The organism is Paenibacillus castaneae, from assembly GCF_002884445.1.
Taxonomy (GTDB): domain Bacteria; phylum Bacillota; class Bacilli; order Paenibacillales; family Paenibacillaceae; genus Pristimantibacillus; species Pristimantibacillus castaneae.
This window is the reverse complement of sequence record NZ_KZ614144.1, coordinates 5,595,413-5,614,597: the sequence shown is the minus strand read 5'-3', so window position 1 is coordinate 5,614,597 and position 19,185 is coordinate 5,595,413. Positions and strand designations below refer to the sequence as shown.

General features: G+C 45.1%; 19 protein-coding genes. 12 read left to right on the top strand and 7 right to left on the bottom strand.

The window, feature by feature from the left end; translation table 11 throughout:
- Position 1: 1 nt before the first annotated feature.
- The gene (locus CEF13_RS25175; RefSeq protein WP_102715082.1) at positions 2-370 is read right to left on the bottom strand and encodes a hypothetical protein; all 369 of its coding nucleotides are present in this window, start codon (positions 368-370) and stop codon (positions 2-4) included.
- Between the two features lie 56 nt (positions 371-426).
- On the bottom strand, positions 427-1,458 hold the full coding sequence (locus tag CEF13_RS25170) for a matrixin family metalloprotease (RefSeq protein WP_102715080.1): 1,032 nt from the start codon (positions 1,456-1,458) through the stop codon (positions 427-429).
- A 164-nt stretch (positions 1,459-1,622) separates the two neighbouring features.
- Here CEF13_RS25170 and CEF13_RS25165 point away from each other — a divergent pair, with 164 nt between their 5' ends.
- Entirely contained in the window at positions 1,623-2,426 is an 804-nt protein-coding gene (locus CEF13_RS25165; protein WP_102715078.1) for an AAC(3) family N-acetyltransferase, read from the top strand.
- Positions 2,427-2,477: 51 nt separating this feature from the next.
- Here the strand turns inward: CEF13_RS25165 and CEF13_RS25160 are convergent, their stop codons facing one another.
- Positions 2,478-3,143 (bottom strand): AlkZ-related protein, encoded by a 666-nt coding sequence (locus tag CEF13_RS25160; protein WP_102715076.1) that lies wholly within the window; start codon positions 3,141-3,143, stop codon positions 2,478-2,480.
- A 211-nt stretch (positions 3,144-3,354) separates the two neighbouring features.
- Here CEF13_RS25160 and CEF13_RS25155 point away from each other — a divergent pair, with 211 nt between their 5' ends.
- On the top strand, positions 3,355-4,341 hold the full coding sequence (locus tag CEF13_RS25155) for a phosphotransferase enzyme family protein (RefSeq protein WP_243864765.1): 987 nt from the start codon (positions 3,355-3,357) through the stop codon (positions 4,339-4,341).
- Between the two features lie 34 nt (positions 4,342-4,375).
- Here the strand turns inward: CEF13_RS25155 and CEF13_RS25150 are convergent, their stop codons facing one another.
- The gene (locus CEF13_RS25150; protein WP_102715074.1) at positions 4,376-4,627 is read right to left on the bottom strand and encodes a hypothetical protein; all 252 of its coding nucleotides are present in this window, start codon (positions 4,625-4,627) and stop codon (positions 4,376-4,378) included.
- A 201-nt stretch (positions 4,628-4,828) separates the two neighbouring features.
- Here CEF13_RS25150 and CEF13_RS25145 point away from each other — a divergent pair, with 201 nt between their 5' ends.
- A complete protein-coding gene (locus CEF13_RS25145; protein ID WP_102715072.1) occupies positions 4,829-5,722 on the top strand; it encodes a copper amine oxidase N-terminal domain-containing protein in 894 nt (297 codons plus the stop codon).
- A 369-nt stretch (positions 5,723-6,091) separates the two neighbouring features.
- Here CEF13_RS25145 and CEF13_RS25140 read toward each other — a convergent pair whose 3' ends face one another.
- Both CEF13_RS25140 and CEF13_RS25135 read right to left on the bottom strand, forming a co-directional pair.
- Positions 6,092-7,888, bottom strand: coding sequence for an ABC transporter ATP-binding protein (locus CEF13_RS25140; RefSeq protein ID WP_243864764.1), 1,797 nt, complete (start codon positions 7,886-7,888; stop codon positions 6,092-6,094).
- A complete protein-coding gene (locus tag CEF13_RS25135; RefSeq protein WP_102715070.1) occupies positions 7,885-9,642 on the bottom strand; it encodes an ABC transporter ATP-binding protein in 1,758 nt (585 codons plus the stop codon). The genes CEF13_RS25140 and CEF13_RS25135 overlap by 4 nt, the downstream gene beginning before the upstream one ends.
- 186 nt (positions 9,643-9,828) lie before the next feature.
- Between CEF13_RS25135 and CEF13_RS25130 the strand changes: the two genes are divergently transcribed.
- The 7 genes from CEF13_RS25130 to CEF13_RS25100 all read left to right on the top strand — a co-directional run bounded on the left by CEF13_RS25130 (position 9,829) and on the right by CEF13_RS25100 (position 16,067).
- Positions 9,829-10,242 carry a DUF2500 domain-containing protein gene (locus CEF13_RS25130; RefSeq protein ID WP_102715068.1) on the top strand — a complete coding sequence of 138 codons (414 nt, stop codon included), beginning with the start codon at positions 9,829-9,831 and terminating at the stop codon, positions 10,240-10,242.
- Positions 10,243-10,325: 83 nt separating this feature from the next.
- On the top strand, positions 10,326-10,742 hold the full coding sequence (locus CEF13_RS25125; RefSeq protein WP_244917124.1) for a DUF2203 domain-containing protein: 417 nt from the start codon (positions 10,326-10,328) through the stop codon (positions 10,740-10,742).
- 178 nt (positions 10,743-10,920) lie between these two features.
- Entirely contained in the window at positions 10,921-12,054 is a 1,134-nt protein-coding gene (locus CEF13_RS25120; protein ID WP_102715066.1) for a nucleotidyltransferase domain-containing protein, read from the top strand.
- A 21-nt stretch (positions 12,055-12,075) separates the two neighbouring features.
- Complete coding sequence (locus CEF13_RS25115; RefSeq protein WP_244917123.1) at positions 12,076-13,455, top strand: serine hydrolase domain-containing protein; 1,380 nt, start codon at positions 12,076-12,078, stop codon at positions 13,453-13,455.
- Between the two features lie 53 nt (positions 13,456-13,508).
- Entirely contained in the window at positions 13,509-14,417 is a 909-nt protein-coding gene (locus CEF13_RS25110) for an aldo/keto reductase (protein WP_102715062.1), read from the top strand.
- A 90-nt stretch (positions 14,418-14,507) separates the two neighbouring features.
- Positions 14,508-14,936 (top strand): RrF2 family transcriptional regulator, encoded by a 429-nt coding sequence (locus CEF13_RS25105; protein WP_102715060.1) that lies wholly within the window; start codon positions 14,508-14,510, stop codon positions 14,934-14,936.
- A 114-nt stretch (positions 14,937-15,050) separates the two neighbouring features.
- Positions 15,051-16,067 (top strand): LLM class flavin-dependent oxidoreductase, encoded by a 1,017-nt coding sequence (locus CEF13_RS25100; RefSeq protein ID WP_102715058.1) that lies wholly within the window; start codon positions 15,051-15,053, stop codon positions 16,065-16,067.
- An 87-nt stretch (positions 16,068-16,154) separates the two neighbouring features.
- On the opposite strand, the gene CEF13_RS29540 is transcribed toward CEF13_RS25100, so the two are convergent.
- Complete coding sequence (locus tag CEF13_RS29540) at positions 16,155-16,781, bottom strand: M15 family metallopeptidase (RefSeq protein WP_280531340.1); 627 nt, start codon at positions 16,779-16,781, stop codon at positions 16,155-16,157.
- Between the two features lie 158 nt (positions 16,782-16,939).
- Between CEF13_RS29540 and CEF13_RS25090 the strand changes: the two genes are divergently transcribed.
- Together CEF13_RS25090 and CEF13_RS25085 are read left to right on the top strand one after the other, a co-directional pair.
- Complete coding sequence (locus tag CEF13_RS25090) at positions 16,940-17,554, top strand: cyclase family protein (protein ID WP_102715054.1); 615 nt, start codon at positions 16,940-16,942, stop codon at positions 17,552-17,554.
- Positions 17,555-17,757: 203 nt separating this feature from the next.
- On the top strand, positions 17,758-18,996 hold the full coding sequence (locus CEF13_RS25085) for a TraB/GumN family protein (protein ID WP_102715052.1): 1,239 nt from the start codon (positions 17,758-17,760) through the stop codon (positions 18,994-18,996).
- Positions 18,997-19,185: the final 189 nt, after the last annotated feature.

Below are 19,185 nucleotides of genomic sequence, written 5' to 3'. Positions count from 1 at the left end.
TCTAATGTTCTGCGATTGCTTTAATATAGTCATTTTTACTAATACGAATGGCAATGGCTTCGCTTGTTTCAACACCATGTAATGAAAATAATTTGGTTCCCGCAGGGAAAGTGGTAGAGAAATTATTCGGGGAATCGGCTGGTTCGTTACTGGATTGAATCGTGATTTCACCAATTTCCTCATAAACGCGGGAAACCTTTTCTTCCGATATTCGATAGATATGATTATTCCACTTTACTAACTTATAAGGGAAGGAAGCAAGTGTTTTCATTTCAGCTAACGGAGCTTCCTCCTTAGCCACCGTATTATTACCTTGCGAAGAGCAGCCGCAGAGCATAACCGCCAGAATAATAGTTAATAGCCTTCTCATCGTCATCACCTCAATATCTAGACGTCAATTTCAAACGATATGTTCTAGAGATGGGATTATTGCAATGTATTTATATCAAGCTGTTTTTGGGTAGATATATTATTGATTCCGCCTGTTTGGTTGATGACAAATATACTGTCATCTTCATTAATCGGAATATAGGTATTATCCTCTGTTTTCCGTAAAAACAAAACAACCTCTTGGTTCTTATTCAGATGAGTCGTATGTTCTCCGTATACCGTTACAATACCGTCTGATCCGCCCATTTGAGCTACGCTAATGCTGCTGTTCAGTAAGCTGATGTCGCCTTTAAGCACTTCTGCCACTTCTAGGCGAACTTCCTTTTTATAGGTCTGATATTCTCCCCTTGCTTTGAAGGTATTGCCTTTTTCTTTGGAGACAGTGCCCTTGACTACCAGATCCGCTGCTTTCGTTAATGCTTCTTCGTCCTCATAATATACAGCCCAAGATGGAGATAAATAAATGCCGTCTGCTGAATGATAACCCGTACTTGCGTTTGTTGCGGCGGATTGAAGAAGGGGATATAAGCTATTCGTAGCTGTAATGTCGGAAGAGGAAGGAGATAATGCTCTTACCGGCACGTTGCTGCTGTCGAAAGTGTAGGGATTCATTATAGAAGTGGTTTCAACGATACCTGTATGTTCCAAGCCAAGTGAATGTCCTATTTCATGACCAGTCACTCCATTAATGATCGCCGTCGTATATTTGGGCTGTGAAGTAAAGTAAGTATTAAGCTTCAGCGTAGCGCTTGTAATGATTCCTGCATTAACAGTAGTCGAGCAGATGCCGTCCCAAGTGACAGAAGAATCATTAACCGTATATGCATAATAACTTTTATCGGTTCCCCCAGTAGACACATTGAAGTTCGTTGCGTTTTTCCATTTAGCCGCTCCTGCGGCCCATTCAATAGATCCGCTGCTAGCATAGATTACCTTGGTCCTGCTAGCCCATTTGGCGTATGTGGGCGCAATTGCTGAAACAGAGCTCGAAAACAAAAGCGATACACTTAGAACGGCTCCTAAAGCAGCCGCGCTAAAAACAGATTTTTTGTTCTTCATTTTCAACATATGCTAGCCTCCTTTTTTCACTACATAGTTAAAACGCTCTATATAAAGAAAAAGTTACCAAATATGAAATCAAATTATGTATTAAATTATCCTACAAAGAAAAGGTATAGCATTTAGTTTATAATAGATGGATAAATAACGAATAAATAGTAGGTGTGATAACAATGGAAGAGATGCAAGGAGATTTGATTACATCGGAGTCGTTGAAGAAGGACTTTGAATCGTTAGGTATTAAACCGGGGATGACCGTTATTATGCATTCCTCTATGAAATCATTAGGCGGATGGATAGCTGGAGGGCCAGTTGCCTTGATTTTGGCATTGGAGCAGTGTCTAGGGGAGAACGGAACACTTGTGATGCCGACTCATACGCCGGATTTATCTGATCCAGCTAGCTGGAGGCTTCCGCCTGTTAAAGAGTCGTGGTGGAATCCGATTAGAGAAACGATGCCGGCATTTGATGAGGATCTTATTCCTTGTGAAGGAATGGGGAAAATTGCTGATTGCTTCCGAAAGCAAACGGGTGTAATAAGAAGCAGTCACCCTCAGGTTTCCTTTGCCGCATGGGGCTCCAGAAAAGCTGCAATTATTCGTAATCACAGCTTGACATATGCATTGGGCGAAAACTCGCCGCTAGCTCGGTTATATGAGGCCGATGGCTATGTTCTTCTGCTTGGCGTAAGCCATAGAAACAATACTTCTATCCACTTGGCAGAATATCGTGCTGCCTATAAGGGAAAAGCGGTAGTAGTTAATAAAGCGCCTGTGTACATAAACGGAGAGAAGCAGTGGGTTGATTTCGTGGATATCGATATCGATCCCGATGATTTCAATTTGATCGGAGATGCCTTTGAGCGAGATACGAATCATATTCGCAGAGGGAAAATTGCCAATGCCGATGCGCTGCTCATGCCCATTCAACCATTAGTCGATTATGCAGCAGTATGGCTGGAGGCTAATCGGAAATGAGGAGGGATAGGGGGCTGGGCGCCCCCTGATTTGCCTTGGAATGATTTATAGTTAAGCTAATTTGAGCTTTTTATCCAAGTATTTCATAGCTTTTCCTGTACAGCTCTGGCTAAACTCTGCTTTGACAGCCGTCTTTATTTCTGAAAGATCAGCTGCTGCGGCAGCGGGCCTGCCGAGCGTCTCCTGCAGCCAATGATCGGAGCATTCAAAGCACATGCTGCTCCAGCCGCCTTCAATGTCGCTTTCTTGCGCACCGGTTATGACGATGTCCGCAAAATTTTGCAGCTCAACCAATGCCCGCTCATATTCCTTCTTCTGCTCCTTGTCAGTCAGTCCGGATGCCTTCCGCAAATTACGCGAATCAATACGGCCCGCTTCGTTAATGATGTTGTATATATTCCGAGCGTTTTTTGACATCATGCCGCTGCTGTATCTATCCTCCACACTTTGCTCTTGCGTCAGCAATGATTTAATACTTGGAAATAGGTCAGTTTGAATAAAGGAAGCTTTCGTGCCAAAAAATTTGCCGTATGCTGCGTGCTCATCCTGAACGATTCTAACGCGCCATAGCCAAGGATCAAGCTCAGTCCCGGTATGCCAGTGTTGATCAGATACCACCGACGTAAGCGACGGATATTCGGGAATAACATCGGAGAATGGAAATATTTTATATTGCTTAACTTGCTGTACAAATTCCTCGTAGGTCGAAATCTTCATACGCTCAGCTCACTCCTTAAATCGATTAATAAACTATTCTAGTCATAACCATTTTTATCCTCCTCTACACGATTGGTAGGCAGCTCACTTTTAGAGTATTTCGATTAAATGCATTAATAAGGATTTTTTGGGATTATAGGGGTGGTATAATGATGGGCGAGGGCGAGTCGAGTAAATTCAGATTTTGAAAGACGAGTTTAGGAGGATTATTATGCATATCGATGATGAAATGTTGAAGGAGCTGCTTACCGAGTACGGATTAGAGCAGCCCCAGATTGCTTTGCTAAGGCACAACGAGAATATAACGTATAAGGTTATCGATTCAGTAGACGGGAAGGCTTATTTGCTGCGCATTCATGAGCCTGTAACGGCCAATATAGCCGGTTTGCAGCATACATATGAAGGTTTAAGTGCGGAACTTCAACTGCTTCAGGATATGTCGGAGAAAACAGAGCTTATTGTCCGTAAGCCGATTATTGCACGTTCAGGGAGTATGATTACCGCTATTATACAAGATGACCGTCGAATTTATTGCTCTTTGCTGGATTGGATCGAGGGGCGGGACGCTAAGAAGGAAGATCTATCGAATGAGCATATTGCAAGGGAACTAGGTGCTCAAACGGCTGAATTGCATCAGTTTTTGCGATCCTATACGAAAGTCCGTGCAGGAGAACGTCCATCGTATGGCTTGGAACGCAGCGAGCTCATTTTACGGCAAATTTCGCGTGGAGTGGATATGGGATTATTCGGACAAAAGGAATACGCCATCATTGAGGAAAGTGTCCAGCTCATAAATACCAGACTAGCAGCGACGATTCATGAGCCGGTTTCGTACGGAGTTATCCATGCTGATCTGAATATGAGCAATATACTCATTACGGAGCAGAACAAACTTGCATTTATCGATTTTGGCCTGTTTGGATTCGGATTTTATATGCTGGATGTAGCGATGGTTGCATTAAATGTCCCTTCTGCATATAGAGGGTTCGTTCTTGAGGGTTATTTTGGCGAGGGGCATACACCCGCACATATTACCGTTATACTTGAAGGCTTTATGTTGATGGCCGTTCTCGGTTACTATGCCTTCCAAATGGAAAATGTGAAAATCCATCCATGGATTCGTGAAAGAATGCCGCTGTTATGTGAAAGCCGCTGCCAACCGCTCTTAAGAGGCGAGTCTATTTTCTCTTCTTTTTAAGAAATGAGATAGGTTTCAATCTATCTCCTTTGGTTTATTTATTGTTAGAAACAAAACTCAATAATCCGGTTATAAGGCCTATAAATATAAGTCCGTAATCTATAGTCAAGAAAAAGCCTTTGTCGCTGATGTTCGGATCAAGCAGCAAGAATCCTCCTGTTAAAACAAGCAAGCACGAAAAGAGCAGCAGCTCCATAAGCGTTCTTCGTTTTCCAATTCCTTTTAACATGACGGATAAAATAATGGCAACTAAAAGACATAACACTATAATGCTAAATAAGTTCAACAATGTCACCGCCTATTCTGATTTTACATATGTCCGGACTGTTCTTGTTATTCGCTTATCTGCTTGAATATTCCTTCACATATAAAAAAAGGGCATTGATATGCTGCAGCATAAATACTTGATCACCCATGCAACAAACGAGATTAAATCGACGTTGTAGATGACATAGGTGAGAGATTACACCACTAGGAGGCAGCTAATATGAAACAATGGTTTAAAGCTTCAATTGCTTCATTCGCTATTATTGGATTGCTCACAGCAGCGTCTGCCGTTTCGGCCGCGCCCCAATCGTCGACGAAAGTGTACATAGACGGCGTGCAGCAGAAAAACGTTTTGACGATAAACGGAAGAACGATGGCTCAGTTGACCGCGTTTCATGATCCGGAGAAGTTGACTTACTCCTTCGAGCAAGCGACGAAGACGGTAGTTATTAGCTATAAGGCGAAAAACCTTGTTATCCGCCTCAAAGCAGGAGCCAGCGCGGCGGCAGTAAACGGGAAAAACGTGAAGCTGGATGCTCCGGTAACGATTAAGGATGGACGAACTTATTTGCCGCTCCGTTTTCTCACGGAAACTCTTGGAGGTTATGCAACATTTAACAGCGACACAAAGCATGTCATTATTCGCACGCCATCTGGCGAAGAACGCTTCAAGCTTCTTATGAGTGGTGATTTAGACAAAGCTCGTGACGCTGCAATTCGGATTCAACCGACATATGAGAACAAAGAAATTACACCATACGGCGAAGGGTTCACTACGATATATACTTTTCCAAAGGGAGAAGCGCTGCGATTCGAGACTGATTATAAAGGCTTATTAAGCTATATCGAAATTAGTCCTGAAGGGTTAGCTTTAGTGAAATGGCAAATCGATACGCTCGGTCAAAATGGTGAGGCAGGCAAGAAGCCGGGATCATTCGGCGAGTCCTCTTTCTTCAGAGATAGCTTTATGGCGAGCACGCTTACTTACGGCACGATTGATAAAAACGGCACGTCGAATGACATTGATGTGATTGATTATTATGCTAATCCAGAATATAAAGGTATCATTGTTGTTCCGATTCCAGGTGAAGTGCGGACCGACGGCAAGAATTAGTCGATATGTTTGCAATTATGTAAAAGCGGCAGTCCTGAGCATGAGTATATGCACGGGGCTGCCGCTTTCGTATAACCCTTTTCTCTATGCCGCTATGGCTATCTGATTCTTGCCATTACATTGCATTGCACCAGAAACGACGGTTAACGGACACAGGAGACGTTATATGCAAAAATTATCCCCTTTTGGCATGCTTACGGACCTGAGAGCCGTTATTTGAACAAAAAGCGTCCAATATGGCCTCTGCCAACGGATATAGCGCACCTCATGTCCGTTAACATCTCCAATTGCTGTTAAACCTTACGAATAACGGCTGTAGTGTCCGTAACCAGTACCAGTACCAGCACCAGCACCAGCACCTTAGAGCATCTATTCGCTGCATGCCGATGTGTGCTCATCCTCCCAAAGCAATTGCATTTCCTTCGATTGGCTGAGAACATCAGCGAGCGTGCCTTGTGCTTCAATATATCCGTCTTTCATAACAATAATATGGTCGGCGCGCTGCAGTGCGGCTTTGCGATGGGATACAATTAGGCAAGCGGCATGAGGCGTTTGCTCGACTCTCTCCCAAAGCAGCTTTTCTGTTGTGACGTCAAGCGCGCTTGATAAGTCGTCAAATACGAGCAGCTCCGGCTCGCGGATGAACATTCGAGCGGCTGCCGTACGCTGCGCCTGTCCGCCGGACAGCTTCACGCCTTTTTGGCCAATCATGGTGTCCAGTCCATGCTCCAGCATCGGAATATCTTGATCCAGCACAGCAGTGTGAATAGCGTTTTCTTGGCGTTCACGGTCTTCAGGCAAACCGAGCAAAATATTGGTGAGAAGAGACTCGCTAAACAAGTTCGGAACCTGCGAGGTATAGGCGCTTCTCGGCGGGACGAAGAAGGAAACAGGGTCCTTCACAAGAGAACCATTCCAATGAATCTCACCAGCTTGCATAGGCAATAGCCCTAATACGGAACGGAGCAGCGTTGTTTTGCCTGAGCCGATTCTTCCTGTTACAACCGTGAAGCTGCCCCGCTGCAGCTCAAAGCTGATATTCGCAATGCCTCGATTAGTATCCGAATAGCGATAGCCTAAGCCGCGAACAGACAAAGAGCTGAATGGGGCTTCGGTGTTTTCTGGAAAGTGCTGCGGATAGAGATGCTCTGGAAATTCGTTTCTTAAATATAAAGGATTATGCTCAACCAATTGATCGGCTCCTGCCCCTTGAAGCAGTGTGTGCATGCGCTTAAATGAAACGCTAGTTTGCTGCAGAGTAGACAGGAATCTTCCGAAAAACGATGTGAAATCCGTTACAAAGGCCAAGTAATAAACAAATAATGCGAAATCGCCCACGGTCAGCTCGGAGCGCTGCATGGAAGCTGCGCCGAGCAATAAGATTAGCCCGGTCCCTACGTTAACAATATTGGAGAACACCGAGTCCAGCAAAGAACTGAATAAACGATCCTTCAGCGCTGCCTGCTTGCGTTGGTTGTTCAATGTGCGAAGCCTATGGATAAATCGTTCCTCCGCACCGGCAAGCTGAATCGCTTGTACGGAGCCGAACATTTCTCCCACCATGCCCGTCACTTTGCCGGTTGCATCCCTGCTTGTAGCACGGTATGATTGCAGCCGCTTTGAAGCGATTTGAGTAACCGAAATAACAAGCACAATGGGGAGGAACACAAAGCAGGTAATTTGCACGTTAACCCGAAGCAGGATGAAGATCGCTGCTGCTGCGAATAGTACTTTTCCAATGAAGTCGAGCGTCCAGCTAATGGCATCCTCCGCTTGGCTGGAGTCGTCGCGGAATTGCGTGACTGCCTCGCCTGGCGAGCATGGAATAGCTGCTGCCGCCGGCTGCCGCAATATCCATTGCAGCATGTTCCAGCGCAGCAAAGCGCCCATATGGAATCGGTGAATGGTATCTGTTAACGCACCGCCGTAAATGTTCATAATTCGTGCTACGGCCGTCACCATCAGCAGGACTGCTAAGGACGAAGCATTAAGCGACCAGCTTGCTTGACCGGTTAATGAATCGAAAAACTGCTGAATCAGCAAGCCGGGGATAAGCGGAAACAGATGGACACCAGCCCAAAGGATGGCATTGGCTGTATAAAGAATGGGGCGGTAGCGAATGAGCCGCCACATGGATTGCAAGGTAGACATTTCTTTGGCGTTCATGCGAGCACCTCCTCAGCCCCGGTTTGTAGTAATTCATACAGACGTGAATGGATATCGGCAGCAAGCGCAGCTCTTGGTCCAAACTCTAAGGTTTCCCCTGCCTCAAGAATAAGAATATCATCTGCTCTCTTAATGGTTGCCAGCCGATGCGCAATAATAATAGCGGTCCGGCCAGCGAGAAGCTTGTCGATCGCTCTCTCAATATGCGTTTCTGTAGCAGGATCAAGTCTTGAGGACGCTTCATCAAGAATGATGAGACCTGGATCGGATAGAAAAGCGCGAGCGAATGCAAGCAGCTGGGCTTCTCCGGCAGACAGGCCGCTGCCACCTGAAGCAAGCTGAGTATCTAGTCCGTCGCTGAGTGAATGCAGCCAGTTGTCCAGTCCAAGCTCAGAGAGTACCTCATATAAGCGTTCATCTGGAATAGATGGATTGTATAAAGTAAGATTGTCGCGTACAGAGGCTTGGAATAGCTGGATATTCTGAGATACCATCGCAATCCGGCTGCGCAGTTGAGCTAACGAGGCATCCCTAATATCCGTACCGCCGAGGTTAATGGCGCCTGCTCCGGTATCATAGAACCGAACCAGTAGTCTTGCTAAAGTGCTTTTGCCGCTGCCGGTTCGTCCAAGCAAGCCGAGAACCCGCCCAGGCTGAAGGCGGAAATCGATCTGGCGGAGCACCTGCTCCGCATCCTCGCTTCCATAGGAGAAGGAAACATTTGAGAAAGCAACGGACAATGCTCCTTCAGGCAGTAATAAAGGCTTTTCCTTTTCCTTTAAGGAGGACTCGGTCGCAAACAGCTGACTTACCCTCACGATACTGGCATCTGCCCGCTGCAAATCTTGAATTTGCGTGCGAATTTGCTCCAGCGGATGATTGAGGAGCTCGGTGTAGGTGAAGATTAAATAAATCGTACCCAAGCTTATGGATGCTGTTGACCATAAATAAGCACAATAGAGCAGCGCGAGTGAACGGCCGAGGGAGAATACGAAAATAGTAGATACCCACATGGAATAACCGCCAAAGCTGGCTTTTAGCGTAATGGGGAGCATTTTTCGCAATAGCCCGTGAAATCTCCGCATAACAAATCCGCTTGCTCCGTTAGCTCTAGTGTCCTCCGTTCCAGCAAGATGCTCGCCAACGAATCCGAAAAACGCAGCATAGGCTTCGCTTGATTTGACCCAGAAGGGGGCGAATGCTTTGCGTATATGCTGCAGTACGAATATCGTGATGACGACAAAAACGGTCATGCCTGCACCAAGCAGCCAATCCTCGCGATACATAAGAACGAGAATGCCGGTGATAAGGAGTAAATTCGCAACAAGCATAAATACGAAATTAGAGAAGAAATGGGACAGCTCATTCACATCGCCGTCAATGCGTTGAATCATTTCACCGCTCGTTTTCTCTTTATGAAAGGCTTGGTCGAGATGGATACAGTGCTTTGCCAAATCTCCCCGCAGCTCGTTTGTTGCTGTCCACCCCACCTGTTCCCCAATATACCCGGAAGATACGGAAGCAAGCTGATTCAACAGAGCGACAGCGATGAACAGTAAGGCGCTGCCCATTAAATCATTTAGAGAAATACCAGGCTGTAGCGCACTATCAATAAAATGCCGAACGATTTGCGGATTCCATAGCTGCAGGACAATTCCGGCAATAAGGAGAATCATAAGAAGAACAAGCTTTCCTTGTTCATGTTTTAAATACGTGCGTAATAATCGCCAATACTGACGTATCGGTATATTCATCATTGCTCCCCCAGTTTTGCATTGGAAATTTCATACATCTGTCCTTTATAATAGGGGGGCGTATCACTGCGAGCAAGGTAAAGAATGATTATAGCCAAAAGATAGCTGTGGAAATAGAAACGACTAAACCAATTAAACGTATGATCTATGAAAAGAATTAGTCGTTCATAAGGAAGGAGTTCGATTATGAATTACTTTGATGAATCACCTGGGTTTTTGGATTTTTTGGCTGAAGTCCCCTTGTTTTTCAAGTTGTTTGGCGGGGCTTTAATCCTATTAGTTGTGAGCGTATTTGCCTATGTGATTATTAAAGGATTCAAAAGTTGGTTTTCAAATAATGCGGCTGAGCTTGTTCGGAAAAGTGCTAGAGTAGTAGATAAGCGGACAGAAGTATGGGGTGGGTCAGGGGATTCCAGCGCAAATACAAATTATTTTATTACTTTTGAATTTAATGATCATACCCGGATTGAATTGCATGTTGCCGCTAATCATTTCGGATTAATTGTAGTAGGTGATGATGGAGAGCTAACGTATCAAGGGACTCGGTTTAAAGGCTTTACTAGGCTGACAGATGATGAGAAGAACCGAGTGATGCAGTAATATTCAAAAACGAAGCTATGGTATGATTACAGAAATATATGGTCCTAATCAACATCTACTATATAGGTATAAGGAGAGGTTGTATGATGGAAAATAAACGATTTACGCTGGATGAAGCGAACGATCTGCTGCCGCAGTTGAAAGAGGACTTGCTTAAGCTCCAGCAATTGACGGCTCAGTTTGAAGAGCAATTTGTGTTGTATCAGAAGACAAAAGCGCATCATAAGAAATTCGCTAGTCCTGTGAAAGAAAAAGCGGATCCTTTTTTTGAAATAGAAGGCCAGCTTGATTTCATGCGTATGGAAACGGATATGTTAATTGAAAATTTCTCGCGAAAAGGCGTTCTATTAAAAATGATTAGTCCTGGCCTAATCGATTTCCCAGCCGTACTGGATGGTGAGGATATACTTATTTGCTGGAAAGAAGGGGAAGAGCACGTTTCCCATTATCATGGCTGGAATGACGGCTTCATGGGCCGCAAGCCATTCCCAGAAGCGTGACCTAGGCATTACTTTAAAATGACCGGCAAGGATATTCCTTAGCGGGTCATTTTTGCGATAGAGGGCTTAATAAGTTTCGCTGCAAGTGCTGGTTGAGTTTGGTTATAGCTGTTTCGGGAGAGTTGGATTTTATAACCGTATGTTATAGTTGAGAAAATGATTCATGGAGGAATTTATCATGGTGGATGTATTTGCTGTCGCTGAAGTGCTTGTTCAACATGTGAAGAAGAATTACGCCAAGGACATAGCTATTATCGCTTATTATGGCTCGTATGCCCAAGGAACAGCGACCAAGCGTTCGGATTTAGACTTCTTCTTTATACCTGCTGCGCCTGAGGGTTACCAAGCGAGTATTCAGTTTGTATTAAATGAGATTAGCTATGATTTCTGGCCGATTAGCTGGGAGCGTGCAGAAGGAATGGCTACGTTAGAGGAAAGCAAAACAACGATAATCGTGGACAGCCAGCTGTTATATACACGTTCGGAAGAGGATTATAATCGGTTTATGGGGCTACGTGACAAAACTATTGCTTTGCAGCAACCACAGCAGGCTCTTACGTTCATCGAGAAAGCGGAGTCTATGCTGCGTGATAACTATGTTTATTTGTATCAAATGAGTCGGGCCGACGCCAATGCCGATCTGACTTTGTTCCGTATGGAAGCTGAGGAATTGTTAACGAACACCATTCAAAGTCTAGCACTGTTAAATCAGACGTATTTCACGAAAGGCTGGGGCAAGAATAGGGAGCAGATCATGAGCCTTCCTATCAAACCGGTCCGTTTGGAGCAGCTGCATGATATTATCATTCAATCAAAGCTTCCCTCCGAGATCGTAGCTGCCTGTGAGCAGCTGACGGAAGGTACGATTAAGCTGGTGCTGCAAAAAAAAGACGAGCATGTTAGCCGATCATCGTATCCCGATCGGATGAAGGGATTTTATGAGGAAATCAAAGGGGGATTAGACAAAATCATGACCGCCTGTGAGCGGGAGGATTATGATACAGCTTACTATTCCGTACTTAATGTTCAAAATGAGATTGCGCAGTTTTTATTTTATGCAGCGAAGGGGCAATGGCCTAGCGGACTGGAAGCGAAGACGGCTTCTCAGTACGTGTACAGCCGGTTAGGTCTGCCTAATCTAGCCATCCTTCTTGATCCTCATGACTTTGCGCCTCTTCAAGCGGCTGTTGAACAGTTAAACGAGCTGCTAGAGAACCATCTTCGAGCCCAAGGCGTAAATATTCTAAAGTTCGACACATTGGACCAATTCGAGAGCTACTTGAATAAGGCGTTCGAAAATATGAATAAATAACCGGAAATGGATGAAGGCCATTTGAATACGAACCTGTTTCTCAAGCAAATCGAGCAATCGAATCTCGCGGTAAACAGCTTAATTCTTCTGCAAAACGGCAGAACGCTGGTCGAGTCCTATCGCAAGCCCTATCGCAAGGATACGAAGCAATTATTGTTTTCACTCAGCAAAAGCGTTACTTCAATTGCTGTAGGAATAGCATGGGATAACGGTTATTTAAGCTTGGATGATCAAGTCATTTCTTTCTTTCCCGACAAACTGCCCGAGTCTATTTCAGACCATCTAGCAAAAATGACCGTTCATCATTTATTAGCCATGAATGCTGGGCATCATCATAATATTTATAGCCAAGTGGCAGAGTCGACTGACTGGGTGGGTACCTTCCTATCTCTGGACGTAGAACATGAACCGGGCAGCTATTATCGCTACAGCACACATTCGACGTATATGCTGTCAGCCATACTGGAGAGAGCAACGGGTCAAAAACTAGTGGATTTCTTGATGCCTCGTTTATTCGAGCCGCTTAGCATATCGAGGCCGACTTGGGAAAGCTGTCCTACGGGCATTACAGCAGGAGGCATGGGCCTCAGCCTATCGACAGCAGACATAGCTCGTTTTGGTCAAATGCTGTTGAATAAAGGGGAATTCGCCGGCCATAGAGTAGTATCAGAGGCTTTTTTGGAACGGGCTGTCAGCGAGCAGAGCGATAATCGTCGCGATGAGAACCGTATCGATTTCGCACAAGGCTATGGGTATCAGTTTTTTCTTTGCCGAGATGGGTGCTTTATGGGGAATGGAGGATTTGGCCAATTATGCTTCGTCGCCCCTAAACAGGGTATTGTGATTGCCACGACCTCGGGTATGCCGAGCACGAAGGAGCTCCAGCTTCTCCTTGATCTTATCTATGAGCATATATTAAAGGGGGAAGATGAGGATGGCTTCCTAGTTTCTGGCGAGGGTGTTCTAAATCCAGAAATAGCGGGCACTAATCGTATTTCCCAGCCCATCCCAGAATCGATTCCCGAGCTGAACGATGCCTGCTATGCTCTGGATAACAATCCGCTTGGCATTCGGCGTTTGAAATTCGCATTGAGAGATAAGCAGTTGGACTTACGATTGATCTATGAGGATCGAGAGCGTCGTCTCGTATTTAATTTTGAGCGGCTGGCATATACGCAAGATACGTTTATTAAGGATTTAGCGCTGCACGAGCAGGAGGCTGCAATCTGTGCGTCATGGCTTACGAACACGATCCTTGAACTGACGATGGTATATTTTGAAACGCCATATATCGTTACGTACACCTTCACCTTTGAGAATCAGAGGCTCCTGTTTCAATTTCATCAAAATGTTTCTCTTGGTCTAAAGGAATGCAGCATGATTGGTCAAATACTTAATTAGAGTCATTTATTGAAAAAAATCGGATGATGAGATGAGAAGGGAGTCCAACATATATGAAACGCAATCGTTTAGGCAAATCAGAGCTTTATGTCAGTGAAATCGGACTTGGCTGCATGTCGCTGGGGACAGAGAAGAAGCATGCCCTTTCACTTCTTCATGAAGCGATGGATCGCGGCATTAATTTTCTAGATACGGCGGACTTGTACGATGAGGGACGCAATGAGGAGCTTGTCGGTGAAGCGCTGCGCGGCCGGCGTTCAGATGTCGTCCTGGCGACAAAGGTCGGCAATCGCTGGGAGCCGGGTAAGGAAGGCTGGTCGTGGGACCCATCGAAGGCTTATATTAAGGCGGCAGTTAAGGACAGCCTCCGCAGGCTGCAAACCGATTATATTGATTTATATCAGCTTCACGGCGGTACGCTGGACGATCCGATCGATGAAACCATCGAAGCGTTCGAAGAGCTTAAGCAGGAAGGTGTTATTCGGTATTACGGCATCTCGTCGATTCGCCCTAATGTGATCCGAGAATATGTACAGCGATCGAATATCGTTAGTGTCATGAGCCAGTACAGCATTTTGGACAGAAGACCGGAGGAAACGGTGCTTCCGCTGCTTAGAGATAAGGGCATTAGTCTAATCGCCCGCGGTCCAGTCGCAAAAGGAATATTAACGAGCGACGGGCATAGAAAAGCAGAGAAGGGATATTTGGACTACAGCCAAGATGAGCTGTCACCATTGCTTGGAAGTCTTAACGTGCTGGGGGAAGGCTCCCGCGATATCGCGCATACTGCCATTCGATACGCGTTGTCGGACGCTGCCGTAGCTGCCGTTATTCCAGGTGCAAGCTCGATTCCGCAGCTCGTGCATAATATAGAAGCCGCTCATGCGGAGGAGCTTTCCGATAGAGATATAGATGCCATTCGACGGATAAGCAGAAGCAATCAATATGAGCAGCATCGCTAATGTGAATTTTTGCAAATCATGAAGTTAATTTGACTTTGTTAACTGTATGAAATAAGATTACAGTATCCTTCCTGAAAGGAAGTTTTTTCGATGAACAGTGAGTTTACGGTAGCGGTTCATTGCTTAGTATTTTTGGCATATGTGCCTGATCATATGGCAAGCAGTGACCATATTGCACGAAACGTAGCTACGAATCCAACGCGAATTCGCAAGGTAATGGGATTGCTGCGCGCCAATGGCTTCGTGAAGACCAAAGAGGGCATCGGCGGTGGATATTTCTTAAGCTGCGAGCCGGGAGAAGTTACGTTAGGTCAAGTATACCGTGCCATTTCGACGGGAACGTTGAAGCCGCATTGGTGCTCGGGCAATCGAGAGGACGCTTGTCTCATTTCGGCCAATATGGAGCATGTAATGGATGAGATTTTTACGGACGCAGAAGCTCATTATGAGCATTATTTGGAGCGGACGACAATTCAAGCTGTTTTGGACAAGGTGAAAAAGTGCCAGTCTACGTATTAAACGCCATTCGTGCGTTTTTTATTGTGCATAATGTATTTTTATTTCATACAGTTAAGACTCTGTTCGATACCAAGACATTATTTTTTTATGAATATACAGAAAAAGGTGAGCTGGATGTCAACGAACACGCAAACGAATCAAACCTTTAATATTCCTTTATCCGTGCTTGATGTATCCCCAATCGTTGTTGGAGGCACCGTCTCAGAGTCGCTCGGCAATACGCTTGACCTTGCGCAGCATGCGGAGAAATGGGGCTATAACCGCTACTGGCTGGCGGAGCATCACAATGCACCGAGCATTGCGAGCTCGGCAACCTCAATCGTAATCGCTCATGTCGCTGGGGGCACCTCGACGATTCGTGTAGGGGCTGGCGGTATCATGCTTCCAAACCATGCGCCTCTTGTTATAGCAGAGCAATTCGGAACGCTGGAATCATTATTTCCAGGCCGCATTGATCTTGGCCTTGGCCGTGCACCCGGTACCGACGGTCTAACCGCAGCAGCGCTAAGAGGCAATAGAAGAAGCAATGGTCATGACTTTCCAGAGCAGCTGGCGGAGCTGCGTGCGTTCCTTGACCCTTCAAGTGCAGAAATCGGCATGCCCGTTCGCGCTATTCCGGGCGAAGGGCTGAATATTCCGATTTGGCTGCTTGGCTCGAGCGATTTTAGCGCATTGCTGGCAGCGCAGCTGGGATTGCCTTTTGCATTCGCGGGACACTTCTCACCTACATTCACTGTACCAGCGATGAATTTATATCGAAGCAGCTTCAAGCCATCAACGGTGCTGGATAAACCGCATGGGATGGTGGCAGTCAACATTATAGCTGCCGATACAGACGAGGAAGCGGCTTATTTAGCGACATCGATGCAGCAGCTATTTCTTTCTTTTATTCGTAATACACGCGGAGCGCTGCCGGCTCCAGTCCGAGATATGAATACGGTGTGGACCGAGCAGGAGAAGGCAGCCCTGCAGCAGCAGCTAGGCTCTTCCATTATTGGCGGACCTGATACGGTGCGGAATAAGCTAAGAGCTTTCATTGAAGCGACACAGGCGAATGAAATTATGGTCGCTGCCCATATTTTTGACCATAAAGCCCGTTTGCGTTCTTATGAAATTATTGCTGGACTATAAACTGAGCTCAGACAAGTGGTCCGTATCCTCCTTGTTATAACATAAGGCTTGTGGCCCCGTTAGTAATGGCAATCATCGGTTGATTGCTTACTCAGCTGGAGGACGCAAGCCTTTCCTTAACTCACGAATGGAATAACCGAAATCCATCTGAAGATGCGGATAATCAGGGAAGTTGTCCCAATCACCGCCCCAAGTGAAGCCTAGACGCTTCGCAATCTCAACGACCTCCATCCAATCGGACTTCCCGTTTCCATTGCCATCATATTTCATATCCCAGACAACCTTGCCCTTCGTCGTACGCAAGGCGAAATCGATAGCAAGACCATAGTTATGATACGAATGTCCGCCCTGCACTTGAGTGACGATTGGCCCTTCCTCGGTGCGGCCTCTTGCGTAGATCACATTCTGTTCCTCGGTTGAGCGGAAGCCGTCCGTAATTAGAATGTTTATTCCAGCTTTTTTTGCTTCCGCTATGAGCTCCGTTTGCTTCGCATAAACAATAGGATGCAGCTCGGTTATAGGAGGCGCAGGTGTAATTTCATTGTCTTGAAAGGGATGGTCGGAGGTCAATATACTTTTCCACAGTATAGCGGCCATTACCGCCAAAATAATAAGCAACAGCAATCTATTACGCTTGCGTTTATTTCGAATTGCGTGATCAAACTGCGTTCGACCAGGAGGTATAGGGTGATGGGATAAAGGACTTCGTTCAATCATATAGGAGCTCCTCGCATTTTGTATCCGATTATTTTAACATAATGCATGAATCGTTTCCCTAGCCTAAGGTTGGGGATTGCGTGTACTGCCTATTCCAATTCTATTATTATAGTATTATACAAATGTATATGAATTAAACGGAGGGAGAGAATAGGATGCTCATTGACCTTTCTCATAGGATTATAGACGGAATGCCCGTATATCCAGGAGATGCAGAGACGATATTAAAGCAATCGAAGCATTTCGCTAAAGATTATTACAATAATCATCAGCTGTCTATTAATATGCACGCAGGCACTCATATTGATGGGCCTATGCATTTATTGGATTGTCAGGAGTATTTGAGTGAGTTTCCACTGGAAACCTTTGTAGGTGAAGGCTGCTTACTCGATGTGTCGGGGAGAAGCTTCATTGATTACGAGGAACAATACGAGCACTTGATTAAGGAGAAGCAAATCGTCATTTTGTATACAGGCCATAGTAAATGGTATGGAGAGCCCAATTATTTTGCAGATTATCCGGTATTGACCCCAGCATTTGCGGAGTTGTTAGTGAGGAAGCAGGTGAAAATGATAGGATTGGACACTCCGTCGCCCGATAAGGAGCCTTTTGATATACATAAAACGTTATTCCATAATCGTATTCTTATTATCGAGAACTTAATCCATGTGGAGCAGCTTCTGGACGTCGAAGCATTTGAAATTATTGCGCTGCCTCTTCCTATAAGAGCAGACTCTTCCGTAGCGCGTGTTATTGCAAGAATTGAATAGCTGTAGAACGGTGAGCGTTATAACAAACAATTCCGTTCATTATATAGAACAACAAGTGATTGCACAACGAATGGGGAATTAGTATTTTCCGAAATAGTAATTGCGTGGTATATTGATTAAAATATGGGTATGCGGTTTTAGGGATAAAATGAGACAGTCATCATCTTGCAAATCGTAATATCGATGAAGGAGAGACATCATTCATGAAAAAGATTGCATCATTCTTACTATCATTAGCTCTATTACTATCATTCGTTACTAGCGTGCACGCAGAATCGAAGCCATTGTCCATTCTAATTGGAGATGAGAAGGTTCAATTTGGCGCGAACCAAACGATTATCGAGAAAGGCACGACGCTGATTGCTGCGAAGCCGCTATTGGAGAAGCTTAAATTCAAGGTAACCTGGAATCAGACCAATAAGGTTATTACTGGTTCTAAGGACGGACTTAATGTCAATTTCCAGATTGGCAATGTAATAGCGGTTGTTAACTCCATTCAGGAAGAAATGAATGCCGCTCCTAAGCTAATCAAAGGCACGGCTTATCTGCCGCTTCGCTCTGCAAGTGAGGTTTCAGGCTACGAGGTGAAATGGAACCAGAAGCTGAATACAATCTCCATTATTGCGAAAGAAGCAAGCCGTGGTTTTCTATGGAAAGTAGAAAGCGCAGATAGCACGGTATATTTGCTAGGTTCAATACATATTGCTAGTAAAGCTATGTATCCCCTTCGCTCAGAAATCCAACAGGCTTTTAAAGCATCGGATTATTTAGTAGTAGAAGCTGATATTACTAAGATGGATGATGAGAAAGTGCAGCAAGCTATACTGGATATGAGTACGTATAAGGATGGAACCACACTTAAGGATCATATTTCAGAGGATGTTTATAAAGAAGTTGCAGAAATTTTGAAGGAAAATGGCGCGGAGCCAAACGCACTAGATGCTTTCAAGCCGTGGAGTGTGTCCAGTGCCTTGGATTATTTAACGTCCATGTATTCAGACTATGACTCCAGCATAGGTATCGATATGCATTTCTTGCAGCAAGCGATTGCTAACCAGCTTCCGATTCTGGAGCTGGAATCCGTTGACTTCCAATTGCAAATGTTCGATAAGTTTTCGGCAAGACTGCAGGAGGAGATGGTTATTGGTTCAATAGAAAACTATTATTCAACAGAGGCGCCGATCGATGGTCTAACAGAAATGTGGGTAAAGGGGAACGACGATGACCTGCTCGCATTAACGAAAGCAACGGCAACAGACCAAGAATATTACAATGTACTGCTTAAAGATCGAAACATCGGAATGGTTGATAAAATAACAGGATATTTGAATAACGAAGAAAAGAAAACGTACTTCGTTGTTGCAGGCGCTGCTCATATGATTGGCGATGACGGCATCGTGACTTTGCTGGAGAAGAAGGGCTTTAAAGTTGTAAGGCAGTAGTATCGGATTAAGAAGAGGAAGGCAGGTACGCAGCATGCGGCGCTTGCCTTCCTTTTTTGGGAGCAATGGATGATAAAAGTCATAATACCGACTGTATACGACAAAGCTATGCTCTCGCAGCATGGCTTTGTTGTGCGTAGGGGACCTACAAAAGATAGAACTGCCGTACTGATGCAGGATTGGTTACGA